This is a genomic window from Pseudomonas sp. SWRI51 (assembly GCF_014268825.1).
Lineage (GTDB): Bacteria > Pseudomonadota > Gammaproteobacteria > Pseudomonadales > Pseudomonadaceae > Aquipseudomonas > Aquipseudomonas farsensis.
The window spans coordinates 1-22,221 of record NZ_JABWRG010000085.1; the positions used below are offsets into that span (position 1 = coordinate 1).

At 63.6% G+C, this 22,221-nt stretch carries 22 protein-coding genes and 1 pseudogene; 11 read left to right on the plus strand and 12 right to left on the minus strand.

All coding sequences use genetic code 11. The annotated features are described in order from the left end of the window. Positions 1 to 191: 191 nt before the first annotated feature. Together HU720_RS19370 and HU720_RS19375 are read right to left on the minus strand one after the other, a co-directional pair. Positions 192 to 1,142, minus strand: a complete 951-nt coding sequence (locus HU720_RS19370) for a homoserine kinase (RefSeq protein WP_186521873.1) — start codon at positions 1,140 to 1,142, stop codon at positions 192 to 194. 67 nt (positions 1,143 to 1,209) lie between these two features. Further along, entirely contained in the window at positions 1,210 to 1,500 is a 291-nt protein-coding gene (locus HU720_RS19375; protein WP_186521875.1) for a DUF2782 domain-containing protein, read from the minus strand. A 74-nt stretch (positions 1,501 to 1,574) separates the two neighbouring features. On the opposite strand from HU720_RS19375, the gene polA reads away from it, so the two are divergent. Then, positions 1,575 to 4,331: a DNA polymerase I gene (polA, locus tag HU720_RS19380; protein WP_186521877.1), complete on the plus strand. Its 2,757-nt coding sequence runs from the start codon at positions 1,575 to 1,577 to the stop codon at positions 4,329 to 4,331. Between the two features lie 519 nt (positions 4,332 to 4,850). Here the strand turns inward: polA and yihA are convergent. Beyond that, positions 4,851 to 5,483, minus strand: a complete 633-nt coding sequence (gene yihA / locus HU720_RS19385) for a ribosome biogenesis GTP-binding protein YihA/YsxC (protein ID WP_186521879.1) — start codon at positions 5,481 to 5,483, stop codon at positions 4,851 to 4,853. 193 nt (positions 5,484 to 5,676) lie between these two features. Here yihA and HU720_RS19390 point away from each other — a divergent pair, with 193 nt between their 5' ends. The 8 genes from HU720_RS19390 to HU720_RS19425 all read left to right on the plus strand — a co-directional run bounded on the left by HU720_RS19390 (position 5,677) and on the right by HU720_RS19425 (position 13,417). Beyond that, positions 5,677 to 5,979: a c-type cytochrome gene (locus HU720_RS19390; RefSeq protein ID WP_186521915.1), complete on the plus strand. Its 303-nt coding sequence runs from the start codon at positions 5,677 to 5,679 to the stop codon at positions 5,977 to 5,979. 31 nt (positions 5,980 to 6,010) lie between these two features. Beyond that, positions 6,011 to 6,628 carry a c-type cytochrome gene (locus HU720_RS19395; RefSeq protein ID WP_186521882.1) on the plus strand — a complete coding sequence of 206 codons (618 nt, stop codon included), beginning with the start codon at positions 6,011 to 6,013 and terminating at the stop codon, positions 6,626 to 6,628. 188 nt (positions 6,629 to 6,816) lie between these two features. Next, positions 6,817 to 7,452, plus strand: coding sequence for a thiol:disulfide interchange protein DsbA (gene dsbA / locus HU720_RS19400; RefSeq protein ID WP_186521884.1), 636 nt, complete (start codon positions 6,817 to 6,819; stop codon positions 7,450 to 7,452). Positions 7,453 to 7,463: 11 nt separating this feature from the next. Further along, a complete protein-coding gene (locus HU720_RS19405; protein WP_186521889.1) occupies positions 7,464 to 8,318 on the plus strand; it encodes an endonuclease/exonuclease/phosphatase family protein in 855 nt (284 codons plus the stop codon). Positions 8,319 to 8,399: 81 nt separating this feature from the next. Next, complete coding sequence (locus HU720_RS19410; protein ID WP_186521890.1) at positions 8,400 to 10,367, plus strand: GGDEF domain-containing protein; 1,968 nt, start codon at positions 8,400 to 8,402, stop codon at positions 10,365 to 10,367. Positions 10,368 to 10,470: 103 nt separating this feature from the next. Continuing rightward, positions 10,471 to 10,866, plus strand: a complete 396-nt coding sequence (locus tag HU720_RS19415; protein WP_186521891.1) for a hypothetical protein — start codon at positions 10,471 to 10,473, stop codon at positions 10,864 to 10,866. Between the two features lie 82 nt (positions 10,867 to 10,948). Next, positions 10,949 to 11,725 carry an N-acetylmuramoyl-L-alanine amidase gene (locus HU720_RS19420; RefSeq protein WP_186521892.1) on the plus strand — a complete coding sequence of 259 codons (777 nt, stop codon included), beginning with the start codon at positions 10,949 to 10,951 and terminating at the stop codon, positions 11,723 to 11,725. Between the two features lie 63 nt (positions 11,726 to 11,788). After that, complete coding sequence (locus tag HU720_RS19425) at positions 11,789 to 13,417, plus strand: EAL domain-containing protein (RefSeq protein WP_186521894.1); 1,629 nt, start codon at positions 11,789 to 11,791, stop codon at positions 13,415 to 13,417. Positions 13,418 to 13,423: 6 nt separating this feature from the next. Here HU720_RS19425 and HU720_RS19430 read toward each other — a convergent pair whose 3' ends face one another. The 5 genes and pseudogenes from HU720_RS19430 to HU720_RS19450 form a co-directional block, all read right to left on the minus strand. Next, complete coding sequence (locus HU720_RS19430; protein WP_186521896.1) at positions 13,424 to 14,056, minus strand: SCO family protein; 633 nt, start codon at positions 14,054 to 14,056, stop codon at positions 13,424 to 13,426. Further along, a pseudogene (locus HU720_RS19435) lies at positions 14,053 to 14,178 on the minus strand (protoheme IX farnesyltransferase); the annotation flags it as partial. The pseudogene HU720_RS19435 and the gene HU720_RS19430, both read right to left, overlap by 4 nt. Before the next feature lie 20 nt (positions 14,179 to 14,198). Further along, a complete protein-coding gene (locus HU720_RS19440; protein WP_186521898.1) occupies positions 14,199 to 15,272 on the minus strand; it encodes a COX15/CtaA family protein in 1,074 nt (357 codons plus the stop codon). 9 nt (positions 15,273 to 15,281) lie between these two features. Next, positions 15,282 to 15,860: a hypothetical protein gene (locus HU720_RS19445; RefSeq protein ID WP_186521900.1), complete on the minus strand. Its 579-nt coding sequence runs from the start codon at positions 15,858 to 15,860 to the stop codon at positions 15,282 to 15,284. Continuing rightward, on the minus strand, positions 15,826 to 16,569 hold the full coding sequence (locus HU720_RS19450; protein ID WP_186521902.1) for an SURF1 family protein: 744 nt from the start codon (positions 16,567 to 16,569) through the stop codon (positions 15,826 to 15,828). Before HU720_RS19450 ends, HU720_RS19445 begins: the two co-directional genes overlap by 35 nt. Before the next feature lie 64 nt (positions 16,570 to 16,633). Between HU720_RS19450 and HU720_RS19455 the strand changes: the two genes are divergently transcribed. Beyond that, positions 16,634 to 16,837, plus strand: coding sequence for a twin transmembrane helix small protein (locus tag HU720_RS19455; protein ID WP_186521904.1), 204 nt, complete (start codon positions 16,634 to 16,636; stop codon positions 16,835 to 16,837). Positions 16,838 to 16,898: 61 nt separating this feature from the next. Here HU720_RS19455 and HU720_RS19460 read toward each other — a convergent pair whose 3' ends face one another. From HU720_RS19460 to coxB, 4 genes are read right to left on the minus strand one after another with little or no spacing between them, the layout of a single operon-like run. Continuing rightward, positions 16,899 to 17,786 (minus strand): cytochrome c oxidase subunit 3, encoded by an 888-nt coding sequence (locus tag HU720_RS19460; RefSeq protein ID WP_186521906.1) that lies wholly within the window; start codon positions 17,784 to 17,786, stop codon positions 16,899 to 16,901. 16 nt (positions 17,787 to 17,802) lie between these two features. Next, complete coding sequence (locus tag HU720_RS19465) at positions 17,803 to 18,351, minus strand: cytochrome c oxidase assembly protein (protein ID WP_186521908.1); 549 nt, start codon at positions 18,349 to 18,351, stop codon at positions 17,803 to 17,805. A gap of 10 nt (positions 18,352 to 18,361) precedes the next feature. Beyond that, positions 18,362 to 19,945 carry a cytochrome c oxidase subunit I gene (ctaD, locus tag HU720_RS19470; RefSeq protein ID WP_186521910.1) on the minus strand — a complete coding sequence of 528 codons (1,584 nt, stop codon included), beginning with the start codon at positions 19,943 to 19,945 and terminating at the stop codon, positions 18,362 to 18,364. 28 nt (positions 19,946 to 19,973) lie between these two features. After that, the gene (gene coxB / locus HU720_RS19475; RefSeq protein WP_186521912.1) at positions 19,974 to 21,101 is read right to left on the minus strand and encodes a cytochrome c oxidase subunit II; all 1,128 of its coding nucleotides are present in this window, start codon (positions 21,099 to 21,101) and stop codon (positions 19,974 to 19,976) included. 381 nt (positions 21,102 to 21,482) lie between these two features. On the opposite strand from coxB, the gene HU720_RS19480 reads away from it, so the two are divergent. Further along, the gene (locus HU720_RS19480) at positions 21,483 to 22,121 is read left to right on the plus strand and encodes a hypothetical protein (protein ID WP_186521913.1); all 639 of its coding nucleotides are present in this window, start codon (positions 21,483 to 21,485) and stop codon (positions 22,119 to 22,121) included. The last annotated feature ends 100 nt before the right edge of the window (positions 22,122 to 22,221 follow it).

Genomic DNA, 22,221 nt, shown 5'->3' on the forward strand with positions numbered 1-22,221 from the left:
GCCCCTGAAAGCCCAAGGGTAAACCTCAGGACTGCTGCGCAGCCCAACGCGGGACAAGCCCGCTCGCCACAACTGTCCATCATTTCCCACAGGATTGGGTCCAACCAGCAATGTTGCGGTTGAGCACGGTCACTGTGGGAGCTGGCGCCAGCCTGCGATGAGGCCGGTGCAGGGGGCAAGCCCGCCCCACGTCACAAGGCAAACGGCAACTTCAACGCCACCTGCTGACGCTGCGCCAACCGCACTTCGAACTCGCTCGGGTCATGGATCATCACATCCATCCCGGCGAACGCCTGGGCGGCGATCAGGCGCGACAGCCAGAAGCGCACGCAGCCAACCCGCAACATCACCGGCCACAGCTCGGCCTCGGCGGCAGTGAACGGCCGCAGCGCCGCATAGGCACCCAGCAGCGCCTGCGCGCGGGGCAGGTCGATGCCATCGTGCTCATTGAGGCACCAATCGTTCACGGTAATGGCGATGTCATACAGCATCGGCCCGGAACAGGCGTTGTAGAAGTCGATCAGCCCGGTCAGGTGGGCCCCTTCGAACATCACGTTGTCGCGGAACAGGTCGGCATGCAGGTTGGCCTGGGGCAGGGTGAGGATCTGCGCCTTGTGCGCGCTGATCTCGGCCAGCGCCGGGGTCAGCAGCGCCGCCTGCTCGGCAGTCAGGCCCGGCAGCAGCTCCGCGCCAGACTGCAGCATCCAGTCGATCCCCCGGTCGGTGCGGCGCTCGATGATGCGCTCGCGGGTGGCCAGGTGAATGTGCGCCAGCAACTCGCCGACCTGCGCGCAATGGGTCTTGTTCGGCGCCTTGATGTGCTTGCCAGAAAGCCGCGGCTGCAACAGCGCCGGCTTGCCGCACAGTTCGCGCAGGCCATGGCCGTTGCGGTCGCGCACCGCGTAGGGCACGGGCATGTCGGCGTCATGCAGCACGTCGAGCAGGTCGATGAAGAACGGCATGTCCTCAGCCGGCCCACGCTCGATCAGCGTCAGCACGAACTCCCCCTGTTCGAGGCTTACGAAGAAATTGCTGTTCTCGGTACCGGCGGCAATGCCTTGGAAATCGAGCAAACGGCCCAGCTGGTAGGGCGCCAGAAAGGTTTCCAGCTCAGGCCGGGACACAGGGGTGAAAACTGACATGGTGAAAAAATGCCCATACGGGCACTTCCGCCGGGAAGTGCCTGGTTGATATGAACGGTACGCGCCGCTACTTCCACTCGAAGATTTTCCAGGACGGAATCAACATGTCCGGCTGGTCGGAACGAATGAAGTTGGCGTCGGTGCCATCGGCACGTACCAGGAAATATGGCTTGCCACCTTTCGGGGTGACCTTGATTGCATACAGGAAGCCGTTCTGACGGTATTCCTGGATGGTTTTATCGCCTTCCGTGCGAATGGTGACATCGGGATCGGCCGATGGCGCGTCGTCCGCCGCCTGGGAGACAACCGGCATGGTGGCCAGCAGACCGAGCAGTAACAGGCGATTGAGTGTACGCATGATAACCTAGTCCTTTTGTCGTCATTGATCCGGCTATTCTAGCGCCGGACCCGCCGAAAAGGTTGATTCTCCTCATGAGCCAAGCACCCCTCGTCCTGGTGGACGGTTCGTCCTACCTTTACCGCGCCTTCCACGCGCTGCCACCGCTGACCACCTCCAAGGGCATGCCCACCGGTGCGGTCAAGGGCGTGCTGAACATGCTCAAGAGCCTGCGCAAGCAATACCCGGACAGCCTGTTCGCAGTGGTCTTCGATGCCAAGGGCGGCACCTTCCGCGATGCCATGTTCGCCGAGTACAAAGCCAACCGGCCAAGCATGCCCGACGACCTGCGGGTTCAGGTCGAGCCGCTGCACGCCAGCGTTCGCGCCCTGGGCTACCCGTTACTGTGCGTTGAAGGCGTCGAAGCGGACGATGTGATCGGCACCTTGGCGCGCAGCAGCGCGACCGCTGGTCGCCCAGTCATCATCTCGACCGGCGACAAAGACATGGCCCAATTGGTCGACGGCCACGTCACCTTGGTCAACACCATGACCGGCAGCGTGATGGACGTTGCTGGCGTGCACGAAAAATTCGGCGTAGGCCCGGAACACATCATCGACTTCCTGGCCCTCATGGGCGACAAGGTCGATAACATCCCCGGCGTGCCGGGCGTGGGCGAGAAAACCGCTGTGGGCCTGCTGACCGGTATCGGCGGTGGCCTGCACGACCTGTACGAGAACCTCGACAAGGTTCCAGGCCTTGCCATCCGTGGCGCCAAGACCTTACCTGCCAAGCTGCTGGAACACCGCGACTCGGCGTTCCTGTCCTATGAGCTAGCCACCATCAAGTGCGACGTGCCGCTGGATGTCGAGGTGGACGCCCTGGTGTGTGGCGAGCCGGACCGCGAAGCGCTGCTGAAGCTCTACGCCGAGATGGAGTTCAAGAGCTGGATTGCCGACGTGCAGCGCGACACGCCACGGGCTGGCGCTGCGGCCACCGCCATGGTCGAAGCCGCGCCGCCTGCGGTCGCCGTAGAGGCGCAGTACGAAACCATCCTCGACCAGGCGCGTTTTGACGTGTGGCTGGCAAAACTGCGCCAGGCGCCATTGTTTGCCTTCGACACCGAAACCACCGGCCTGGATGCGCAAAAAGCCCAGCTGGTCGGCGTGTCGTTTGCCGTCACGCCCCATGAAGCCGCCTATGTGCCGCTGGCCCATGACTATGAAGGCGCCCCGGTGCAGCTCGACCGCGAAGCCGTGCTGCTGGCGCTGAAGCCGCTGCTCGAAGACCCGGCCAAGGGCAAGATCGGCCAGAACGCCAAGTACGACATCAACATCCTGGCCAATGCCACACCCGCCATCGAGCTGCGCGGGGTTGCCTACGACACCATGCTCGAGTCCTACGTATTCAACTCCACCGGCAGCCGTCATGACATGGACAGCCTGGCGCAGAAATACCTGGACCACACCACCATCGCCTTCGAAGACATCGCCGGCAAAGGCGCAAAACAGCTGACCTTCAACCAGATCCCGCTGGACAAGGCCGGCCCCTACGCCGCCGAAGACGCCGACATCACCCTGCGCCTGCACCACGCCCTGCAGGCACGCCTGGCCGAGACGCCGAGCGTGCAGAGCGTGCTGATGGACATCGAAATGCCACTGGTGCCGGTGCTGGCGCGCATCGAGCGCCAAGGCGCGCTGGTCGACGCCAAGCTGCTGGGTGTGCAGAGCGGTGAACTGGGGGCCAAGATGGTCGAGCTGGAACGCGAGGCCATCGAACTGGCTGGCGAGCCCTTCAACCTCGGCTCACCCAAACAGCTCGGGGTGATCCTCTACGACAAACTGGGCATGCCGGTGCTGAGCAAGACCGCCAAGGGCCAGCCTTCCACGGCGGAAGCGGTGCTCGACGAGCTTGCCGAGCAAGGCTACCCGCTGCCCAAGGTGCTGATGCAGTACCGCACCTTGAGCAAGCTCAAGAGCACCTACACCGACAAGCTGCCGGGGCAGATCAACCCGCGCACCGGGCGCGTGCATACCTCCTACCAGCAGGCCGTGGCCGCCACCGGGCGCCTGTCGTCCAGCGACCCGAACCTGCAGAACATCCCGATCCGCAGCGCCGAAGGCCGGCGTATCCGCCAGGCGTTCATCGCCAGCCCCGGCTACAAGCTGATGGCGGCGGACTATTCGCAGATCGAGCTGCGCATCATGGCCCACCTGGCCAAGGACGAAGGCCTGCTGCACGCGTTTCGCAACAACCTCGATGTGCACCGTGCCACGGCCGCCGAAGTGTTCGGCGTGGCCCTGGAAGCGGTCACTACCGACCAGCGGCGCAGCGCCAAGGCGATCAACTTCGGGTTGATCTATGGCATGAGCGCGTTTGGCCTGGCCAAGCAGATTGGCGTCGACCGCAAGCAGTCGCAGGACTACATCGACCGCTATTTCGCCCGCTACCCCGGCGTGCTGGCCTATATGGAACGCACCCGCACCCAGGCGGCCGAGCAGGGCTTCGTCGAAACGCTGTTCGGCCGGCGGCTGTACCTGCCGGACATCAACGCCAAGAACCCGGCCCTGCGCAAAGGCGCCGAACGCACCGCGATCAACGCGCCGATGCAGGGCACCGCGGCGGATATCGTCAAGCGGGCCATGGTGACGGTGGATAACTGGCTGAGCGACAGCGGGCTGGATGCACGGGTCATTCTGCAGGTGCACGACGAACTGGTGCTGGAGGTGCGCGAAGACCTGATCGAGCAGGTCAAGGAGCAAGTGCGCGTGCACATGAGCGGCGCAGCGCAGCTGGATGTTCCGCTGCTGGTGGAAGTGGGGGTTGGGGCGAATTGGGATGAAGCCCACTGAGGGAGGGGGCTGACAGGTGTCCGCAGGCAGCCTTTCAGCGCCTGTGGGATCAAGCGCCGCCTGCGATGCGCCGCGCAGGCGGCGCTCGATCTCACAGGCGCTAGAGGACTTTCGGCGAAAACCCGGTTGCCCCCTTAGATTCAGCCCTTCATGAAACTATGCCAATTAGTTTTCAAGGCGCTGGAACTAAACCGGTGAAGCGCTACTCAGAGTACCTGAATGGCTGGTGAAGCCCTTCGATGCTCCTATGTTGTGTTAAGTGTTGGCAGATACCTGGACTGCGCCCTAGCGGTCCGGACTTGAACCCCGAACTTCCCCCTCCCCATATGAAGTCCGGGGTTTTTTTTGCCTGCGATTTGGCGCGCAGGGTGCCCCCATGGCGCGCTATCGCCCAGACAACCAGGTAGCGTGGGAGCCTTCAATAGCGTGGGAGCGGGCTTGCCCCGCGATGGCCCTATCGCGGGGCAAGCCCGCTCCCACAAGCTGCTGCCACAACCCCGGCTACATCCAATCGCCGCTTCACACCACCGGCTTGTCTTCCAGTTCCATCCAACCCGCCAGCACCCGGTAGGCCTCTTCCAGCCCTTGGCGCTTGGGCGCCGAGAACAGCTGGATGCTTGCTGCATCACCCCAGCCCTTACGGATTTCCGCCTGCACCTTGAGCAAAGTGTTCTTGCCGGCGCCGTGGGTCAGTTTGTCGGCCTTGGTCAGCAGGATGTGCATGGCCATGCCGCTGGCCTTGGCCCAGTCGAGCATCATTTTGTCGAAGTCGGTCATCGGGTGGCGCACGTCCATCATCAGGATTACGCCGCGCAGGCATTCACGCCCGCCCAGATACGCTTCGAGGTGGCGCTGCCAGTGCTGTTTGAGCGGGATTGGCACTTTTGCGTAACCGTAGCCCGGCAGGTCGACCAAACGCCGATCGTCGTCCAGACTGAAGAAATTCAGCAGCTGCGTGCGGCCTGGGGTCTTCGAAGTCCGCGCAAGGCTGGCGTGAGTCAGGGTGTTGAGGGCGCTGGACTTGCCCGCGTTAGAGCGGCCGGCAAACGCCACCTCGTAACCCTGATCATCGGGGCATTGGTCGACCTTGGCGGCGCTAAGGGCGAATGTGGCTTTCTGGCAGAGGCCGAGGATGGGGTTCTTGACTTGCATGGGATTTCCGATGTGGGTGTTGCCAAGGCCTGGGCCGGCAAGCGGTGTCGTTTCCGTTTGGATGGCGGAAGTATATAATGCCCCAGTTTTTGTGTGCTCATTCTCCCAACGAAGGGGAACGGGCATGGGGTGCCGAACAATAGCTCGCGCAACAGAACGCAGCGCGGCCCCCAACCCTGGTAGGTCGTTTCGCCTGGCGAAATGGCTGCTTGCTGTCGGTATGTTCCTGCCGTTTTTCAGCGCACAGGCTACACAGGATCCCGAGGCGTTGTACAACCGCACGTGTGCGGCCTGTCACGCCGGACAGTTGCCACAGGCCCCAAAACGGGGTGACCGGGCAGCATGGGAGCCCAGGCTGGCGCAAGGCATGGCGCAACTGGTGGTGCATGTTACACAGGGTTTCAAGGCTATGCCGCCGCGTGGATTGTGCATGGACTGCAGTGCCGAGGACTACCAATTGGTCATCCTTTGGATGAGTGGCAGTCCCGATACATAACATTTCACCCTTAGCCGTGTTGGATTAGCTGATGAACAAACTATTCGTGAGTCTGCTGTTGACCATGGGGGTCGCTGGTGCGGCAAGTGCTGCAGACCCCATCAAAGGCGATGCTGCCGCGGGTCAGGCGAAAACAGCCGTCTGTGGGGCCTGCCACAACCCTGACGGCAATAGCCTGGCACCGAACTTCCCGAAACTCGCCGGCCAAGGCGAGCGCTACCTCGAAAAACAACTGCACGACATCAAGTCCGGCAAGCGTACCGTGCTTGAGATGACCGGCATGCTGGCCGGTTTCAATGACCAGGACCTGGCCGACATCGCCGCCTACTTCGCCAGCCAGAAAGGCAGCGTAGGCGCTGCCGACCCGAAACTGGTCGAACGTGGCCGTGCGCTGTTCAACGGTGGCGACCTCGAAAAAGGCATGCCCGCCTGCACCGGCTGCCACTCCCCCAACGGCGCGGGCATCGCCCTGGCCGGCTTCCCGCACCTGGGCGGGCAGCATGCGCAGTATGTCAGCAAGCAGCTGACCGACTTCCGCGAAGGCAACCGCACCAACGACGGCGACGCCATGACCATGCGCACCATTGCCGGCAAACTCAGCAACCACGACATCGAAGCCATTTCCAGCTACATCCAGGGGCTTCACTGAGCCAGCAGGCGTTAACGCTCGGTTAATGCGTCAGCGCCAAAGATGAAAAGGGCAGCCAAGGCTTGATAGCGAGCCAAGGCTGCCCTTTTTTCCATCCGTAGCCGTTACACTACAGAACTCACGCCCCGCTCGGCCTGTCTCAGACACAAGCCGCCTCGTGGCGACCAAAGACTGCTCAGGAGTTAAGCATGCGTAAACTGATTCTCAGCGCCGCGCTGGTCGCCGCCAGCGTGTTCGGTATGACCGCCGTGCAGGCCGCAGAACCTGCCGCCGACGGCAATAAATACATCGAGCTGAGCAACCCTGTCCCGGTGTCCGTGCCTGGCAAGATCGAAGTGGTCGAGCTGTTCTGGTACGGCTGCCCGCATTGCTACCACTTCGAGCCGGTCATCAACCCTTGGGTCGACAAACTGCCCAAGGACGTCAACTTCAAGCGCATTCCGGCCATGTTCGGCGGCCCATGGGATGCCCACGGCCAGATGTTCCTGACCCTCGAAGCCATGGGCGTCGAGCACAAGGTTCACGCCGCGGTGTTCGATGCCATCCAGAACCAACGCAAACGCCTGACCGACCCGAAAGACATGGCTGAATTCCTGGCCACCCAAGGCGTCGACCCAGACAAGTTCCTGGCCACCTTCAACTCCTTCGCCATCAAAGGCCAGGTGAACCAGGCCAAGGAATTGGCGAAGAAGTACGAAATCACCGGCGTGCCAAGCATGGTGGTCAACGGCAAGTACCGCTTCGACCTGGGCACTGCCGAAGGTCCGCAAGGCGTGCTCGATGTCGCCGACCAGCTGATCGCCAAGGAGCGCGCCGCTAAGTAAGCGGCGCTGCCATGGGACGCTTTCGCACCTCGCGTCTTGTCGGCCTGCACCAGCCGCAGGTCAACGAGCATCACTTGCAGGCCACCGGCCTGCCGGAAGATGGTCGCCTGCGGCTGCTCAGCTTCAACATCCAGGTGGGTATCAGCACCGAGCGCTATCACCACTACCTGACCCGCAGTTGGCAGCATCTGTTGCCGCACACCGGGCGCGCCAGCAACCTGCAGAAGATCGGCGACCTGCTGGGCGATTTCGACCTGGTGGCATTGCAGGAAGCCGATGGCGGCAGCTTGCGCTCAGGCTTCGTCAACCAGGTGCAGCACCTGGCCCAGCTCGGTGGCTTCCCCTATTGGTACCAGCAACTCAACCGCAACCTGGGGCGCTTTGCCCAGCACAGCAACGGCGTGTTGAGCCGCCTGCGCCCGCAGCAGCTTGAAGACCACCCGCTGCCAGGCCCTGCCGGGCGCGGCGCGATTCTGGTGCGCTTCGGCGAGGGCGAGGATGCGCTGATCGTGGTGATGATGCACCTGGCCCTCGGCGCCAAGACCCGCGCCCGCCAGTTGGCCTACATTCGCGAGCTGATCGGCGGCTACCGCCACCAGATCCTCATGGGTGACATGAACACCCACGCCAACGACCTGCTCGACCATTCGCCCCTGCGCGACCTGGGCCTGGTCGCCCCGCAAGTCGAGGCTACCTTCCCCAGCTGGCGCCCGCAGCGCTGCCTTGATCATATTTTGCTCAGCCCTACGCTCACCCTGGAGCGTGTACAGGTGCTGGCGCAGCCAATTTCCGACCACCTTCCGGTTGCCGTCGAGATCCGATTGCCTGACGCCCTGACTGTGGATACGCTGCCGGTCCTGACCTAGGCTCTGCCCTCAAGTGTTTGGTGTTCGCGCCGAAACCGAGTCATTACAGAACTAGCTCCATAACCGGATGCGGATCCAGGCATGACCGAAGAAGCCGAGCGCTGGAAAGAGAAATACCTCAAGAGCATCGAAAAGCAGGAAAAGCTCGAACGGCGCTGGGAAGCCCGGCTCGACTTGCTGCGTCGTGGCCTGGTGCGCAGCACCCTGGCGGCCGAGGGTAGCGACAAGATCGTCGACCAGTGCATGAAGGAAATGCGCGAGGTCATCCGCAGCGACAACATGGACGCGGGCCTGGCCGGGCTGATTCCGCGCCTGGAAAAGGCCGTGCTCGACTCCGAGCAGCGCCGCGAAACCCGCATGAACCAGGTGGGCGACGCACTGACTGCGCTGGTCACCCAACTGCAGGCATTGCCGCTGCCTGGCGATGTTGCGCGCCCGCTGAAAAAACTGGCGAAGAAGCTCGACGGCGGCGTCGCTCAATCGCGCGACCTGCCGCCCCTGCTGGGCGAACTCAGCGGCTTGCAGGGCCGAGCCCTCAACGCGGTACAAAAAACCGAGGACGAAGCCCGCCCCGGCTTGTTGCAACGCCTGTTCGGCACCCGCGAAGACGCACCCGAACACACCGAGGCGGCACCAGCACCAAAAGAACCTGACGTGCCCGCGCCCGCCGAGCCCACCCCGCCCCCCGTGGGAGCGGGCTTGCCCCGCGAAGAAGCCCCCACGCCGCCGGAGCCACCCTCGCTCCCCGCGCCCAAGGAAGCCAAGGAAGCCAAGGAAGCCAAGGAGCCCGAGCACGAGCCCTCACAACCAGACACCCAACCAGACGCCGACGAGCTGCACCCGCTGTCGCCTCCAGAAGCCCCCCAACCAGCGCCAGCAGATCCAGCAGATCCGGCCCCCACTCCTGAAACCGAGCCTGAAGCCAAGCCCGAATCAGAACCAGAGCCCGACCCCTTCGAAGGCGAAGACGGCCCCTACGCCCTGCCCGACGCCGTAGAGCCCCCTTACAGCCAGGTCGCCGCCCATATCGAGCAAACCCTGCTCGGCCTGCTCGACGACCTGAGCCTGCCCGAACGCCACAAGGCCCAAGCCCTGGAAATGCGCGAGCGGGTAGCCCGTGGCCTGAACTGGTACGAGCTGATCCCGGTGCTGGACGACCTCGCCGTGCTGATGCTGGCCATCACCGACAGCGGCCAGCACGAATTCGAAACCTACCTGCAACAGCTCAACGAGCGCCTGGAGACCTTCCAGAGCCACCTGCAGGACGCCAGCACCGGCCACGCCGACAACACCAGCGTGGCCCGCGAACTGGATAATCAACTGCGCGAACAGGTCGACGGCCTGCAGAACAGCGTGCAGGGCGCCGCCGACGTCGACAGCCTCAAGCACATCCTGGAAAACCGCCTCGAAGGCTTGCTGGTGACCATGGACGACCACCAGCAAGTGCGCGATCGCCGTGAACAGGAGCTGGCCGGGCGCCTGCAAGGCCTCGCCGAACGCGTCGCCAGCATGGAACAGGAAGCCCTCGGCTACCGCGAGCACCTCGAAGTCCAACGCCAGAAGGCCCTGATCGACCCGCTGACCGGCTTGCCCAACCGCGCCGCCTGGTCCGAACGCGTCGAGCGTGAGGTGCAGGACTGGCAAGAAAGCGGCGGCCACCTGGCCATGGCCATCCTCGACCTTGACCACTTCAAGCGCATCAACGACGGCTACGGCCACCTGGCCGGCGACAAGGTGCTGAAAATCGTCGCCGAGCAGTTGCGCAAGCGCCTGCGCGGCCGCGACTTCATTGCCCGCTTTGGCGGCGAGGAGTTCGTCGCGCTGCTGCCGCAAACCTCACCCCCCGCCGCCGCGCAGGTGGCCGAAGCCATGCGTGCGGCCATCGAAGCGTGCCCGTTCCATTTCAAGGGCGAGCGCGTGGTGATCACCACCTCGATCGGCATCAGTGCCTTCCGCTCAGGCGAGCGCGCCGACCAGGTGCTCAAACGCGCCGACGAAGCGCTCTACCGAGCCAAGGACACAGGCCGCAACCGGGTAGAGCAAGCCTGATGCGGTAGCCGGGTATCGCACGGGGCATCGAGCAACACCTGAAACTGGGGACTGCCCGCTGATCATCAGCGCAGCGCAAATCCCCAATGACGGAGCCCTCGACATGAAACTCATCAAAACCATCATGGTTTGCTCGTGCACCTTGCTCATCCACGCCAATGCCTCAGCGGCAGACGCGTTCTACACAGCGCATATCGACGCCTCCGGCAAGATACTCAGCCAGTCCCCGAAGTGGGTCACTCATGTGACCAAAGAAGCGCAGGCTGATTACTTCAGCCAATACAAACTGACCCTCGACCCCAAGGCCGTTAAAAAAGACCCAGCGTTCTGTAGTGTTTCGCCAATTGATGCCAGCAACTACGACCGCATGTTGCACGGCCAGGCAAAAGTGATCGGCCTGCCGCTCGCCCGCAACGTCACCGTACAAACGCAGTTGGTGGATGTGCGCGGAGCGAGCGGCGACAACTCGCTCGAATTCCTGATCATGTGTACGCGCTGAAGCACTTCAGCCGCGTGGGGCCAAATGCCCAGGAGCACGTTATACTGTTGCGCTGTTGTCGGCTCTCCATGACGTGCTCCCCATGAAAACACTGCTCACTGCCTTGCTCCTGATGACCCTGGCCGGTTGCTCCAGCGGGCTGCGTATCGACCGCAGCCACCCGTCGGCCAACCAGGACAACCGTATCCAGTTCGTCGTGGTGCATTACACCAATGCATCGCTTGAGCGCTCGCTGGCGCTGCTCACCCACGGCGAGGTCAGCAGCCACTACCTGATCGGCGACGGCCCGGCCAAGGTTTACCAGCTGGTCGACGAAAACCGCCGTGCCTGGCATGCCGGCGAAAGCCAGTGGGAAGGCCGCACCTGGCTGAACTCCACCTCGATCGGCATCGAAATCGTCAACCCTGGCTTTACCGACACCCCCAACGGCCGCATCTGGTACCCCTACAGCGAGGCCCAGGTGCAGGCGCTGATCGCCTTGCTCAAGGACATCGTCAAACGCAACGGCATCAACCCGCGCCACGTCATCGGCCACAGCGACATCGCGCCGCTGCGCAAGCTCGACCCCGGCCCGCTGTTCCCCTGGAAGCGCCTGGCCGACGCCGGCCTGAGCGTCTGGCCCGAGGCCAACGCAGTCGCCCGCCAACAAATGTTCTTTGCCGCCAACCCACCGAGTATTGCCTGGTACCAGCAGCAACTGGCGCGCTTCGGCTATGCCATTGAACAGACCGGCGAGCTGGACGTTGCCACCCGCCACGTCATCGCCGCCTTCCAGATGCGCTTCCGCCCGCAGCGCTTCGACGGCACCCCCGATGCGCAAACTGCAGCAATGTTGCAGGTTCTCAACAGCCAGCGCTAAACGCGCCGCCCAACGGCCAAGCCAGCACGGCATTCAGTTGCTATACCTTGTGTATTCAACCGGATGCCGCGCATGCGTGACCTGTTTGCTCCACTGCGCCAATTTTTCCACCATCCCTGGCTACTGGCCGTGCTCGCGGCTCTGGCTAGCGCCGTACTGTTGCTGGCCGCCAGCGTCGGGCTGACGCTGCAGCAGATGAAACAAAGCGAGAGCGCGCAGATGAACGCCCGTGGCGAGCGCTTTCTCGACCGCCTGGAGCAAGTGTTCGGCCAACTGCGCGAGGGTGTCGACCAGTTGCAAGCCCAGCCACTGCGCGGCTGCGGCCCGGACATGCAGGCGCAGTTGCAGCAGGTGGCACTGGAATCACGCTTCATCTACGAAGCCGCCTACGTAGACGCCCAGGCAGCCTGTTCCAACCGTGGCGGCGAGCGGGTGATCGAGCCCCTGCGCGGCCCGGATATCCAAGGCCCCACCTACAGCTACTGGCTCAACACCACCACCGAACCCAACGACAACCTCGCCGCGCTGATGCTGGGGCGCGGTAATTTCCTCGTGTCGACCTCACGCGGGCACCTGACCGATGTGGTCGACCTGCCGCCCGGCGGCAGCCTGCTGGTGGTGCTCGACCACGGCACCAGGGCAATACCGGTGCTGGGCCCGGCGCAGGACTGGCCGCCTACCGCCGACTGGCCGGCGCCTTCGCACAAGGCGCTGCTGGAGCTGCCCGACCGGCTGGTGTACCGCATGGCCACCAAGTCGCCGGATTACCAACTGGTGCTGATCGCCCCGCGCGCCAGCCTGCCTTGGCGGCTCAACGGCTTGCTCTGGTTGCTGTATCCGGGGAGCCTGCTGCTGGCGTGCGTGGTTGGCTGGCTGGTGCTGCAACTGATCCAGCAACGGCGCTCGATGACCTCCGAACTGCAACAGGCGCTGCGCCGGGGCGAGCTGCAAGTGCTTTACCAGCCGATTTTCGAGCTCGACAGCCGGCGCTGCGTCGGTGCCGAGGCGCTGGTGCGCTGGCGGCGCCCGGATGGCAGCCTGACCAGCCCGGACTTGTTCATTCCGCTGGCCGAGAACACCGGGCAAATCCGCCAGATCACCGATTTCGTCCTGCAGCGGGTGCTGGAGCAACTGGGCCAGTTGCTGCGCGCCAACCGCCACCTGTACATCTCGGTCAACCTGGCTGCCTGCGATGTAATGGAGCCGCGTATTGGCGAAGTATCGGCACGGCTTCTGGCCCAGCACCGGGTCACCCCTGGGCAGATTGCCTTCGAGGTCACCGAGCGCGGGCTGATCGATGTGGTGGTGGCACGGGAGAACCTGCAAACGTTACGCACGGCAGGCCACCAAGTGCTGATCGACGACTTCGGCACCGGCTATTGCAGCCTGGCCTACCTGCAAACCCTGCCGGTGGACTGCCTGAAGATCGACAAGGCGTTCATCGACGCCCTGGGCCATGACGCGGCCAGCAGCGGGGTGGCGCCGCACATCATCCGCATGGCCCACGACCTGCACCTGCGGGTAATCGCCGAAGGCATCGAAAGCGAGGAGCAGGCGCAGTTGCTCAGCAGCGAAGGGGTGAAATACGGCCAAGGCTGGCTGTTCGCTCACCCACTCAGTGCCCGGCAGTTCGCCGAGCTGATCACCCGCGGCCGGCGCGTGGCCGGGCGGCGCATCGACGACGAACCCTGAACCGCTTCAGTCGCGCTTGACCAGCCCCGGCAACTGAGCGGCCAGTTTCTGGTTGTTGAATGGCGCGCGGATGAACCCACGCTGACGCCCGTCCGGGCCGACAATCGCCAGGTTGCCGCTGTGGTCGACGGTGTAGCCGGGCTTGCTGGTATCAGCCGGGATGAACGGAATGCTCAGACCATTGGCCAGTTTTTGCGTGTCTTCGATGCTGCCCGCCACACCGACGAAATCCTTGTCGAAATAGCCCAGGTACTGCTTGAGCTGGTTTGGCGTATCGCGGTTCGGGTCGACGCTCACCAGCACCACCTGCAGGCGCTCGAGGGCGTCCTTTGGCAGCTCGCTCTTGACCTGGCGCAGCTGGGCGAGGGTGGTGGGGCAGATGTCCGGGCAGTAGGTGTAGCCGAAGAACAGCAGCGACCACTTGCCCTTGAGCTGGTCCAGTGCCACCGCCTGGCCGTTCTGGTCGGTCATCTGCACCGCAGGCACCGTGCGGCTTTGCGGCAGCAAAATGATGCCGGCGTCGATCAGCTCTGCCGGGTTGGCCTGGCCACGCTCGCTAAGCACCTTGTTGACGGTCAGGCCGAGGATCAGCGCGACCACGGCAACGAGGATGAAAACGGTTTTCTGATTTCGAGTCATAGGCTCAGCAACAGGTAGTGGTCAACGAACAACGCGATGAACAGCGCGCCCAGGTAGCCAATAGCGTACTTGAACAGGCCGATTGCCGCGTGCGGCCGGCTGTCACGGTACAACAGCCAGGCGGGGGCAGGAAGCGCAACGGCTAGAAGCGGCGCCACGCGTCATGCCTGACCAACTGCGAAACCCCCATCTGCGCAATGGGCCGCAAGCGCCAGCCCAGGCCCACCCGCACCTTGTCGACCACGCGGATGCGGTAGTTGACCAGCACCATGGTCAGCAGCAGCAGGGCGCCACCGGCGTTGTGCGCCACTGCCACCGCCAGCGGCAAGTGCAGCAGGACATTGCTGATGCCCAGGCCAACCTGCAGCGCCAGCGCCAACAGCACCAACCGCGCCAGGGTTTTCAGGCCGTGGCGGTGCAGCTTCCAGCCCAGCAGCAGCAACACCACCGTGACCGCCAGCGCACCCAAACGGTGGCTCATGTGGATTGCCGTACGCGCATCGCTGTCCAGTTGCCCGCCGAGGTAATTGGGGCCGACGTGCTGGGTCAGGTGAAAACCGTTGCTGAAGTCCGCCGCAGGCCACCACTGGCCATGGCAGGTGGGCAAATCGATGCAGGCGACAGCGGCATAGTTGGCACTGACCCAACCGCCCAGGGCGATCTGCCCGGTCACCACCAGCAAGGCCAGCGCTGCCAGCCGGCGCAGGCTCAACGGCAGCTTTGGCAACGGCGCAAACGCCCGTGATAGACGCAGTGATAGCAGCAGCAACAGGCTCAACGTAGTGAACCCACCGAGCAGGTGTGCGGTGACCACCTGCGGCCAGAGTTTCAGCGTGACCGTCCACATGCCAAAGGCCGCCTGCGCCAGCACCACCGCCAGCAGCAACACCGGCAGACGGTACGGTCGGCCATCGCGGGCATGCCCACGCAGCGCCTGGAACGCCAGCAGCGCGATAACCAGCGCGAGGGTGCCGGCAAAGTAGCGATGGACCATTTCGGCCCACCCCTTGGCGGCCTCCACCGGGTGCTCGGGGTAGTGCAGCTCGGCATGGGCCAACTGCGCATCGCTCTTCGGCACGCTGATAAAGCCGTAGCAACCGGGCCAGTCCGGGCAACCAAGGCCTGCGTGGGTCAGGCGGGTGTAGGCGCCAAGCAGCACCACCACCAGCGCCAGCACGGTGGCGAACACAGCGAGGCGAAATCCGGGTCTGGCCATGGCGGGCTCCTAGCCGATGTTGGACAGCTTGAGCAGGTGGCGCAGGTCATCGAGCACCTGCTTGCCCTTGACCTTGGCGTCGTAGCGCAGCACCAGGTTGCCGTGCGGGTCGACGATCCACAGCTGCGCACCGGGCTCGCTGACCTGCTGTTGGTAGCGGCCGCTATCCAGGGGGTAGCGCTGCAATTGCGGGTACTCGCGGCCAAGCTGCGCCTGATAGCCCGGCGCCAGCGGTTGCGCAGCAGCCAGCGCGTGGGTGGCGCGGCTGGCATCGCGGCCCAGGCCGATCTGGATCTGCCGGGCCAGGTAGACCAGTTGCTGGCAGTCCTCGGCGCAGCCCTGGGGCGCGCTCACCAGCAGCTGCCAGCGCTCGTCGTGGCCGTCGATACCGATATCGGCGCGGCTCTGGCCGTTGCCGATCATCACGCCGTGGTAGCTGCGCCCATCCGGCACCCAAAAACCGAGCTTGTACATGCAGGTGGCGAGCACCATAGGCCCCAGCACCACCAGCAGGATCAGCAAAAGTTGCAGGCGCCCGCGGGCCTTGCGGCCTTCAGGCACGTTCAGCGGGGTGGCGGCGGTGGCCATGGCGGTTCTCCTTGGGGTGTCGGTGCCAGCCGAAATACAGGTAGAGCAGCACCAGCGTGGTGGCCAGGGCAAACCACTGGGTGGCGTAGCCCAGGTGTTTTTCCGGCCCCATGGCCACCACCGGCCAGTCCAGCCGGTAGCTTGCCGGTCCTGCTTGCAGGCGCAATTCGTGGCCGAAGCCGTCGCGGCCCAGTTGCTGCCAGAGGCTTGCCGCGTCGATGGCGGTCAGCAGGTGCGGCCACGGGCCGCCAGGCGGGTCGGGGTGTAGTTGGAAGGCCTTGCCCGGCGCCACGTAGACGCTGGCCTCAAGCGCCACGGCGGCCTCGGGGGTGGCGAACTGCACCGGCACACGGCGGTCGGGCCAAGGCAGCCAACCGCGGTTGACCAGCAGCCACTGACCGCTGGCCTGGTCATGAAACGGTTGCAGCAGTTCGACACCGGCCTTGCCGTCACGCATCTGGTTGTCCAGCAGCAGGCTGTGCTGGCTGTCGAAGCGGCCATACAGGTGCGCCGGGTAGAACGCAGGGTCGGCCAGTTGCGGCAACTGCGCGGCCATCACCGGCGCTGCAAGCTGGCGTTCGCTGTAGGTGGCCATCAGCGCGCGCTTTTGCTCGGCGCGGTCAAGCTGCCAGCAGCCGAGTGCGATCAGCCCCGGCAGCAGCGCGAGCACCACCAGGGTCGGCACCAGGCCGGGGCGGAACGGCTTCACCGAAGCCACGCCGGGGCGAACGCTATACTGGCTGTCATCACCGTACCCCCTTTGGAGTTACGCCATGCTCAAGGCCGCGATTGTCCTGCTGTTGCTGGCAACCATCGCCAGCCTGTTCAGTGGCCTGGTGTTTCTGGTCAAGGACGATGACCCGTCCACCCGTTTGCTCAAAGCCCTGACCCTACGGGTGATCCTCGCCACCCTGACAGTCGGGCTGGTGGCCTGGGGCCTGATCAGCGGCCAACTGGTGTCCCATGCGCCGTTCTGAGCCCCCGCATTACCACGGCTGGGCGCTCCTACAATCAAACCGACCTGTCATCCCACAAGGCCTAGAGCACATACACGAAGATAAACAGCCCCACCCACACCACATCGACAAAGTGCCAATACCAGGTCGCCGCCTCGAAGCCGAAATGCTTGTCCGGCTGGAAATGCCCGCGCATCACCCGGCACAGCATCACGATCAGAATCAGCGTGCCCAAGGTCACATGCGCCCCGTGGAACCCGGTCAGCATGAAGAACGTCGCGCCGTAGATACCCGAACCCAAGGTCAGGCCCAGTTCGGTGTAGGCCTCGTGATACTCGTAGGCCTGCAACGCCAGAAAGCCCAGCGCCAGCACAATGGTCAGCCCCAGCCACACCTTCAGCGCCCCGCGATGGCCCTTGCGCAGCGCGTGGTGGGCGAGGGTCACGGTCACGCTGGAAGTCACCAGCAAAATGGTGTTGATCAGCGGCAGGTGCCACGGGTCGATCACTTCGCGTGGCGGTGGGAACAGTTTCGGGTCGGGCGTGTTGAGCAGCGGCCAGGCGAACTCGAAACTCGGCCATAGCATGTGCGCCACGCCCTTGTGGCCCTCGCCCCCCAGCCATGGGCCAGCCAGCACGCGCACATAGAACAGCGCGCCAAAGAAGGCCATGAAGAACATCACCTCCGAGAAGATGAACCAGCTCATGCCCCAGCGGAACGAGCGGTCCATCTGCGCGCTGTACAGCCCGGCATGGCTCTCCTTGACCACCGCGCCGAACCAGCCGAACAGCATGTACGCCAGAAACAGCCCGCCAAGGGCGAACAGCCATGGCCCGTGGGATTGCGGGTGGCCGGCCTTGAGGTCGTTGAACCAGGTGGCCAGGCCGTACACGGTGATGAACAAGCCGATCGTGGCAATGATCGGCCACTTGCTCTGCGCCGGAACGTAGTAGTGCTCGTGGCTTGCCATGGCGTTTCTCCTTCCCTCAACGGGCGGCCTGGGTCGCGGCAGGGGCGACCGGCGGGTGGCGAGCGGTGATGTCGAACAAGGTGTAGGCCAGCGTCAGGTGCTTCACCGAGCCCGGCAGGTCGCGGTCGACAATGAAGCGCACCGGCATCTCGATGCGCTCGCCGGGCTGCAACACCTGCTGGGTAAAGCAGAAGCACTCGGTCTTGTGAAAGTACGCCGCCGCCTCGGCCGGGGTGATGCTGGGCACAGCCTGGGCGCTCATCGGTTTGCTGGTCGGGTTGCGGGCCACGAACACCATCTGGTTTACAGCACCCGGGTTGACCTCGATCTGGTCGGCAGTGGCGTGGAACTCCCAGCTCATGTCACCGGCATTGGTCGACATGAACTGCACCCGCACCGCACGGCTGGGGTCGCTGACCTGGCTGCCCTCATACTGCCCGCCGGTCTTGCCGTTGATGCCAAAGGCGCGGCACATCACGTCGTAGATCGGCACCAGGGCAAAGCCGAAGGCGAACATCACCGCTGTCAGCAGTAACAGCCGGGTGACCAGGCGGTTCAGCGCCATCGGCGGCCTCCTACTTCACATCCGGCGGGGTCTGGAAGGTGTGGTAGGGCGCCGGCGAAGGCACCGTCCACTCCAGCCCGTCGGCGCCATCCCAGGGCTTGGCCGGTGCCGGCTCGCCGCCGCGGATGCACTTGATGACAATGAACAGGAAAAACACCTGGGTGGCGCCGAACATGAAGGCGCCCACCGACGACACCATGTTGAAGTCGGCAAACTGCAGGTTGTAGTCCGGGATACGCCGGGGCATGCCGGCAAGGCCGACGAAGTGCATGGGGAAGAAGGCCAGGTTCATGCCGATGAACGACAGCCAAAAGTGCAGCTTGGCCAAGGTTTCGTCGTACATGTGCCCGGTCCATTTCGGCAGCCAGTAATAGGCCGAGGCAAAGATGCCGAAGATCGCCCCCGGCACCAGCACGTAATGGAAATGCGCCACCACGAAGTAGGTGTCGTGGTACTGGAAGTCCGCAGGCGCAATAGCCAGCATCAGCCCGGAGAACCCGCCGATGGTGAACAGGATGACAAAGGCGATGGCAAACAGCATGGGCGCTTCAAAGGTCAGCGAACCTTCCCACATGGTGCTGACCCAGTTGAACACTTTCACCCCGGTGGGCACCGCAATCAGCATGGTGGCGTACATGAAGAACAGCTCGCCGACCACCGGGATGCCCACCACGAACATGTGGTGCGCCCACACAATGAACGACAGGAACGCAATGGCGCCGGTGGCGTACACCATCGAGGTGTAGCCGAACAGCGGCTTGCGCGAGAACGCCGGGATGATCGAACTGACCGCGCCGAATGCCGGCAGGATCATGATGTACACCTCGGGGTGGCCGAAGAACCAGAACACATGCTGGAACAACACCGGGTCGCCGCCGCCGGCGGCGCTGAAGAAGCTGGTGCCGAAATGGATATCCATCAGCATCATGGTTACCACACCGGCCAGCACCGGCATGACCGCAATCAGCAGAAACGCGGTAATCAGCCAGGTCCAGACGAAAAGCGGCATTTTCATCAGGGTCATGCCCGGCGCACGCAGGTTCAGAATGGTGGCGATGACGTTGATTGCGCCCATGATCGAACTGATGCCCATCAGGTGAATGGCAAAAATGAAGAACGTCACGCTGGCCGGCGCGTAGGTGGTCGACAGCGGCGCATAGAAGGTCCAGCCGAAGTTCGGCCCGCCGCCTGGGCTGAACAAGGTCGACACCAGCAACAGAAACGCCGCCGGCAGCAGCCAGAAGCTGAAGTTGTTCATGCGCGGCAGGGCCATGTCCGGGGCGCCGATCATCAGCGGGATCATCCAGTTGGCCAAGCCGACAAAGGCCGGCATCACCGCCCCGAACACCATGATCAGCCCATGCATGGTGGTCATCTGGTTGAAGAACGCAGGCTCCACGATCTGCAGGCCGGGCTGGAACAGCTCGGCGCGGATCACCATGGCGAACGAGCCGCCCAGCAGGAACATGCAGAACGCGAACCACAGGTACATAGTGCCGATGTCTTTGTGGTTGGTGGTCAGCACCCAGCGCATCAGGCCCTTGGCCGGGCCGTGGGCGTGCGCATGGCTGTGGTCATCGATCACTGCACTCATGTCCTGTCTCCTGCACTCTGGCCGCGGTTCATTGCGCTTGCCCCTGTTTCAGTGCCAGCACATCCTTGGGCGTCACCATGTCACCCTTGTTGTTGCCCCACGCATTGCGCTCGTAGGTCACCACGGCGGCGATGTCGACTTCCGACAGTTGCTTGCCGAACGCGGCCATGGCGGTGCCGGGCTTGCCGTGGAAGACAATGCCCAGGTGGTCCTGAATCGGCCCGGTGGCGACTTTCGAGCCCTTGAGCGCCGGGAACATCGGCGGCAGGCCCTGGCCCTCGGCCTGGTGACAGGCCACGCAGGTGGTGTGGTAGACCTTGTCGCCGCGCTCGACCAGCTCTTCGAGGGTCCAGGTCTTGCTGGTCAGCTCCTTGAGCTTGGCAGCCTCGGCCTTGCGCTCGCCCAGCCAGATGTCGTAGTCGGCCTGGCTTTTGACCTCGACCACTACCGGCATGAAGCCATGGTCCTTGCCGCACAGCTCGGTGCACTGGCCACGGTAGATGCCGGGCTTGTCGACCCGCGTCCAGGCCTCGTTGACAAAGCCCGGGATGGCATCGCGCTTGACCGCAAACGCCGGCACCCACCAGGAGTGGATCACGTCGGCGGCAGTCACCAGAAAACGCACCTTGGCGCCGACTGGCAGCACCAATGGCTGGTCGACTTCGAGCAGGTAATGCTCGTCCTTGGGGGCCTGGTTGGCGATTTGCGCGGCGGGGGTTGCGAGGTTGCTGAAGAATTCGACGTCCTGGCCCAGGTATTTGTAGTGCCACTTCCACTGGTAGCCGGTGACCTGGATGTCGATGTCCGATTCACTGGCGTCGTAGATATCGATAAGGGTCTTGGTGGCGGGGATCGCCATCACCACCAGGATCAGCAGCGGCACGACCGTCCAGAGGATTTCCACCCGGGTGTGCTCATGGAAGCTGGCCGGCTGTTGGCCAGTGGAGCGGCGGTGCACCACCATCGACCAGAACATGGCGCCGAACACCACCAGGCCGATGACCACGCAGATCCAGAAGATGGTCATGTGCAGGTCGAACACGGCGTGGGAAACGTCCGTGGCGCCGGGCGCCATGTTGACCGTCCACGCCGCGTTTGCCTGACCCATCGCCGACCACAGCAGGAGGCCCATCCAGACATGTGGATGTCGCATCATTGCGGGTTCCCCTTATCGTTCTTGTTGTCCCGGAGGCGTGGACGACCTGCTACGACAAAGGGGGGAACGGCGGCCAAGACTGCCTGGCTTCGACGACCGAGCCCCCTGCTAAAGGCAGTCGGGCCTCATCAACCAATCACGTTTCAAGCGGAGTATAGACAGGGGGCAAGGCTGCGCAATGCAGGCTATGAAATGATCTTGATGAAACCCTGCAAGCGGGCTGCAGGCCTTGTACAGCAAGGGCTGGGGCAAAATGATGGCACTTTGATATAACGCATTCGGCACACACGTGACCGATTTATAACAAATGCGTCTTAGGCATGTTGTATACCGAGCTACCTTAGTGTCTTCCGTTTGTAACGCCATGTCCCTGGAGTTGTCATGAACATCGCTGCTGTACGCGAGCAGATTAACCAAGCCCACCAACACGAGCGCCAGACAGGCCAACTCGAAGCCCGTCTCAAAGACCAAGCGCCGCACCTGCACCCTTCGATCCAACTGCCCCAAGACGCCCAAGGTACGCTGGCGCGTTTCGTCAGCGCCTACATCGACCAAGTGCCGGAATTGCTGGAGGCGGCCCATGAAGTGGCAGTCGAAGCCGGTATCGAGTCGCAGATCAAGCCGGTGCTGAAAATCGCCGAAGCTTATTTCCTGCAACCGCCCAGCGTGATGGCCGGCCACATTGGCCTGGATTGCCTGCTGGATGAGGCCTACCTGGCGCATCGCCTGGTGGAGGAAGTCAACGATCTGTATATCCGCCATTTCCAGCAGCCGTTGATTCCGGTGGACACTACCGTGGCCAACCTGATCGCCCATCAATTGATTGGCGAGACGTTCGCCAACCAGCTCGATGAAGTCGTGCACCACTCGGTGGACGAGATGCTCAACGAAGACAGCTTTGCGGCGGAGTCGGTGGAAACCTACCGCGAGCGCCTGAGCAGCCCCGAGACCGGCGCTGCCTGGAAGCGCTGGCCATGCCTGTCGCGCCAGCTCGGCGTGGAGTTGGGCCAGCCAGTCTGATTGGCTGGGCTTGACACGCCCCCTGTAGGAGCGGCCTCGTGTCGCGAAAGGGCTGCGAAGCAGCCCCGGCAATTCTGCATAAGTCACAAATCCTGGGGCC

Bases quoted from the DNA above. Each gene is read 5' to 3' on its own strand.
- HU720_RS19370 (WP_186521873.1), bottom strand. From the start codon at position 1,142: ATGTCAGTTTTCACCCCTGTGTCCCGGCCTGAGCTGGAAACCTTTCTG.
- HU720_RS19375 (WP_186521875.1), bottom strand. From the start codon at position 1,500: ATGCGTACACTCAATCGCCTGTTACTGCTCGGTCTGCTGGCCACCATG.
- polA (WP_186521877.1), top strand. From the start codon at position 1,575: ATGAGCCAAGCACCCCTCGTCCTGGTGGACGGTTCGTCCTACCTTTAC.
- yihA (WP_186521879.1), bottom strand. From the start codon at position 5,483: ATGCAAGTCAAGAACCCCATCCTCGGCCTCTGCCAGAAAGCCACATTC.
- HU720_RS19395 (WP_186521882.1), top strand. From the start codon at position 6,011: ATGAACAAACTATTCGTGAGTCTGCTGTTGACCATGGGGGTCGCTGGT.
- dsbA (WP_186521884.1), top strand. From the start codon at position 6,817: ATGCGTAAACTGATTCTCAGCGCCGCGCTGGTCGCCGCCAGCGTGTTC.
- HU720_RS19405 (WP_186521889.1), top strand. From the start codon at position 7,464: ATGGGACGCTTTCGCACCTCGCGTCTTGTCGGCCTGCACCAGCCGCAG.
- HU720_RS19410 (WP_186521890.1), top strand. From the start codon at position 8,400: ATGACCGAAGAAGCCGAGCGCTGGAAAGAGAAATACCTCAAGAGCATC.
- HU720_RS19415 (WP_186521891.1), top strand. From the start codon at position 10,471: ATGAAACTCATCAAAACCATCATGGTTTGCTCGTGCACCTTGCTCATC.
- HU720_RS19420 (WP_186521892.1), top strand. From the start codon at position 10,949: ATGAAAACACTGCTCACTGCCTTGCTCCTGATGACCCTGGCCGGTTGC.
- HU720_RS19425 (WP_186521894.1), top strand. From the start codon at position 11,789: ATGCCGCGCATGCGTGACCTGTTTGCTCCACTGCGCCAATTTTTCCAC.
- HU720_RS19430 (WP_186521896.1), bottom strand. From the start codon at position 14,056: ATGACTCGAAATCAGAAAACCGTTTTCATCCTCGTTGCCGTGGTCGCG.
- HU720_RS19440 (WP_186521898.1), bottom strand. From the start codon at position 15,272: ATGGCCAGACCCGGATTTCGCCTCGCTGTGTTCGCCACCGTGCTGGCG.
- HU720_RS19445 (WP_186521900.1), bottom strand. From the start codon at position 15,860: ATGGCCACCGCCGCCACCCCGCTGAACGTGCCTGAAGGCCGCAAGGCC.
- HU720_RS19455 (WP_186521904.1), top strand. From the start codon at position 16,634: ATGCTCAAGGCCGCGATTGTCCTGCTGTTGCTGGCAACCATCGCCAGC.
- HU720_RS19460 (WP_186521906.1), bottom strand. From the start codon at position 17,786: ATGGCAAGCCACGAGCACTACTACGTTCCGGCGCAGAGCAAGTGGCCG.
- HU720_RS19465 (WP_186521908.1), bottom strand. From the start codon at position 18,351: ATGGCGCTGAACCGCCTGGTCACCCGGCTGTTACTGCTGACAGCGGTG.
- ctaD (WP_186521910.1), bottom strand. From the start codon at position 19,945: ATGAGTGCAGTGATCGATGACCACAGCCATGCGCACGCCCACGGCCCG.
- coxB (WP_186521912.1), bottom strand. From the start codon at position 21,101: ATGATGCGACATCCACATGTCTGGATGGGCCTCCTGCTGTGGTCGGCG.
- HU720_RS19480 (WP_186521913.1), top strand. From the start codon at position 21,483: ATGAACATCGCTGCTGTACGCGAGCAGATTAACCAAGCCCACCAACAC.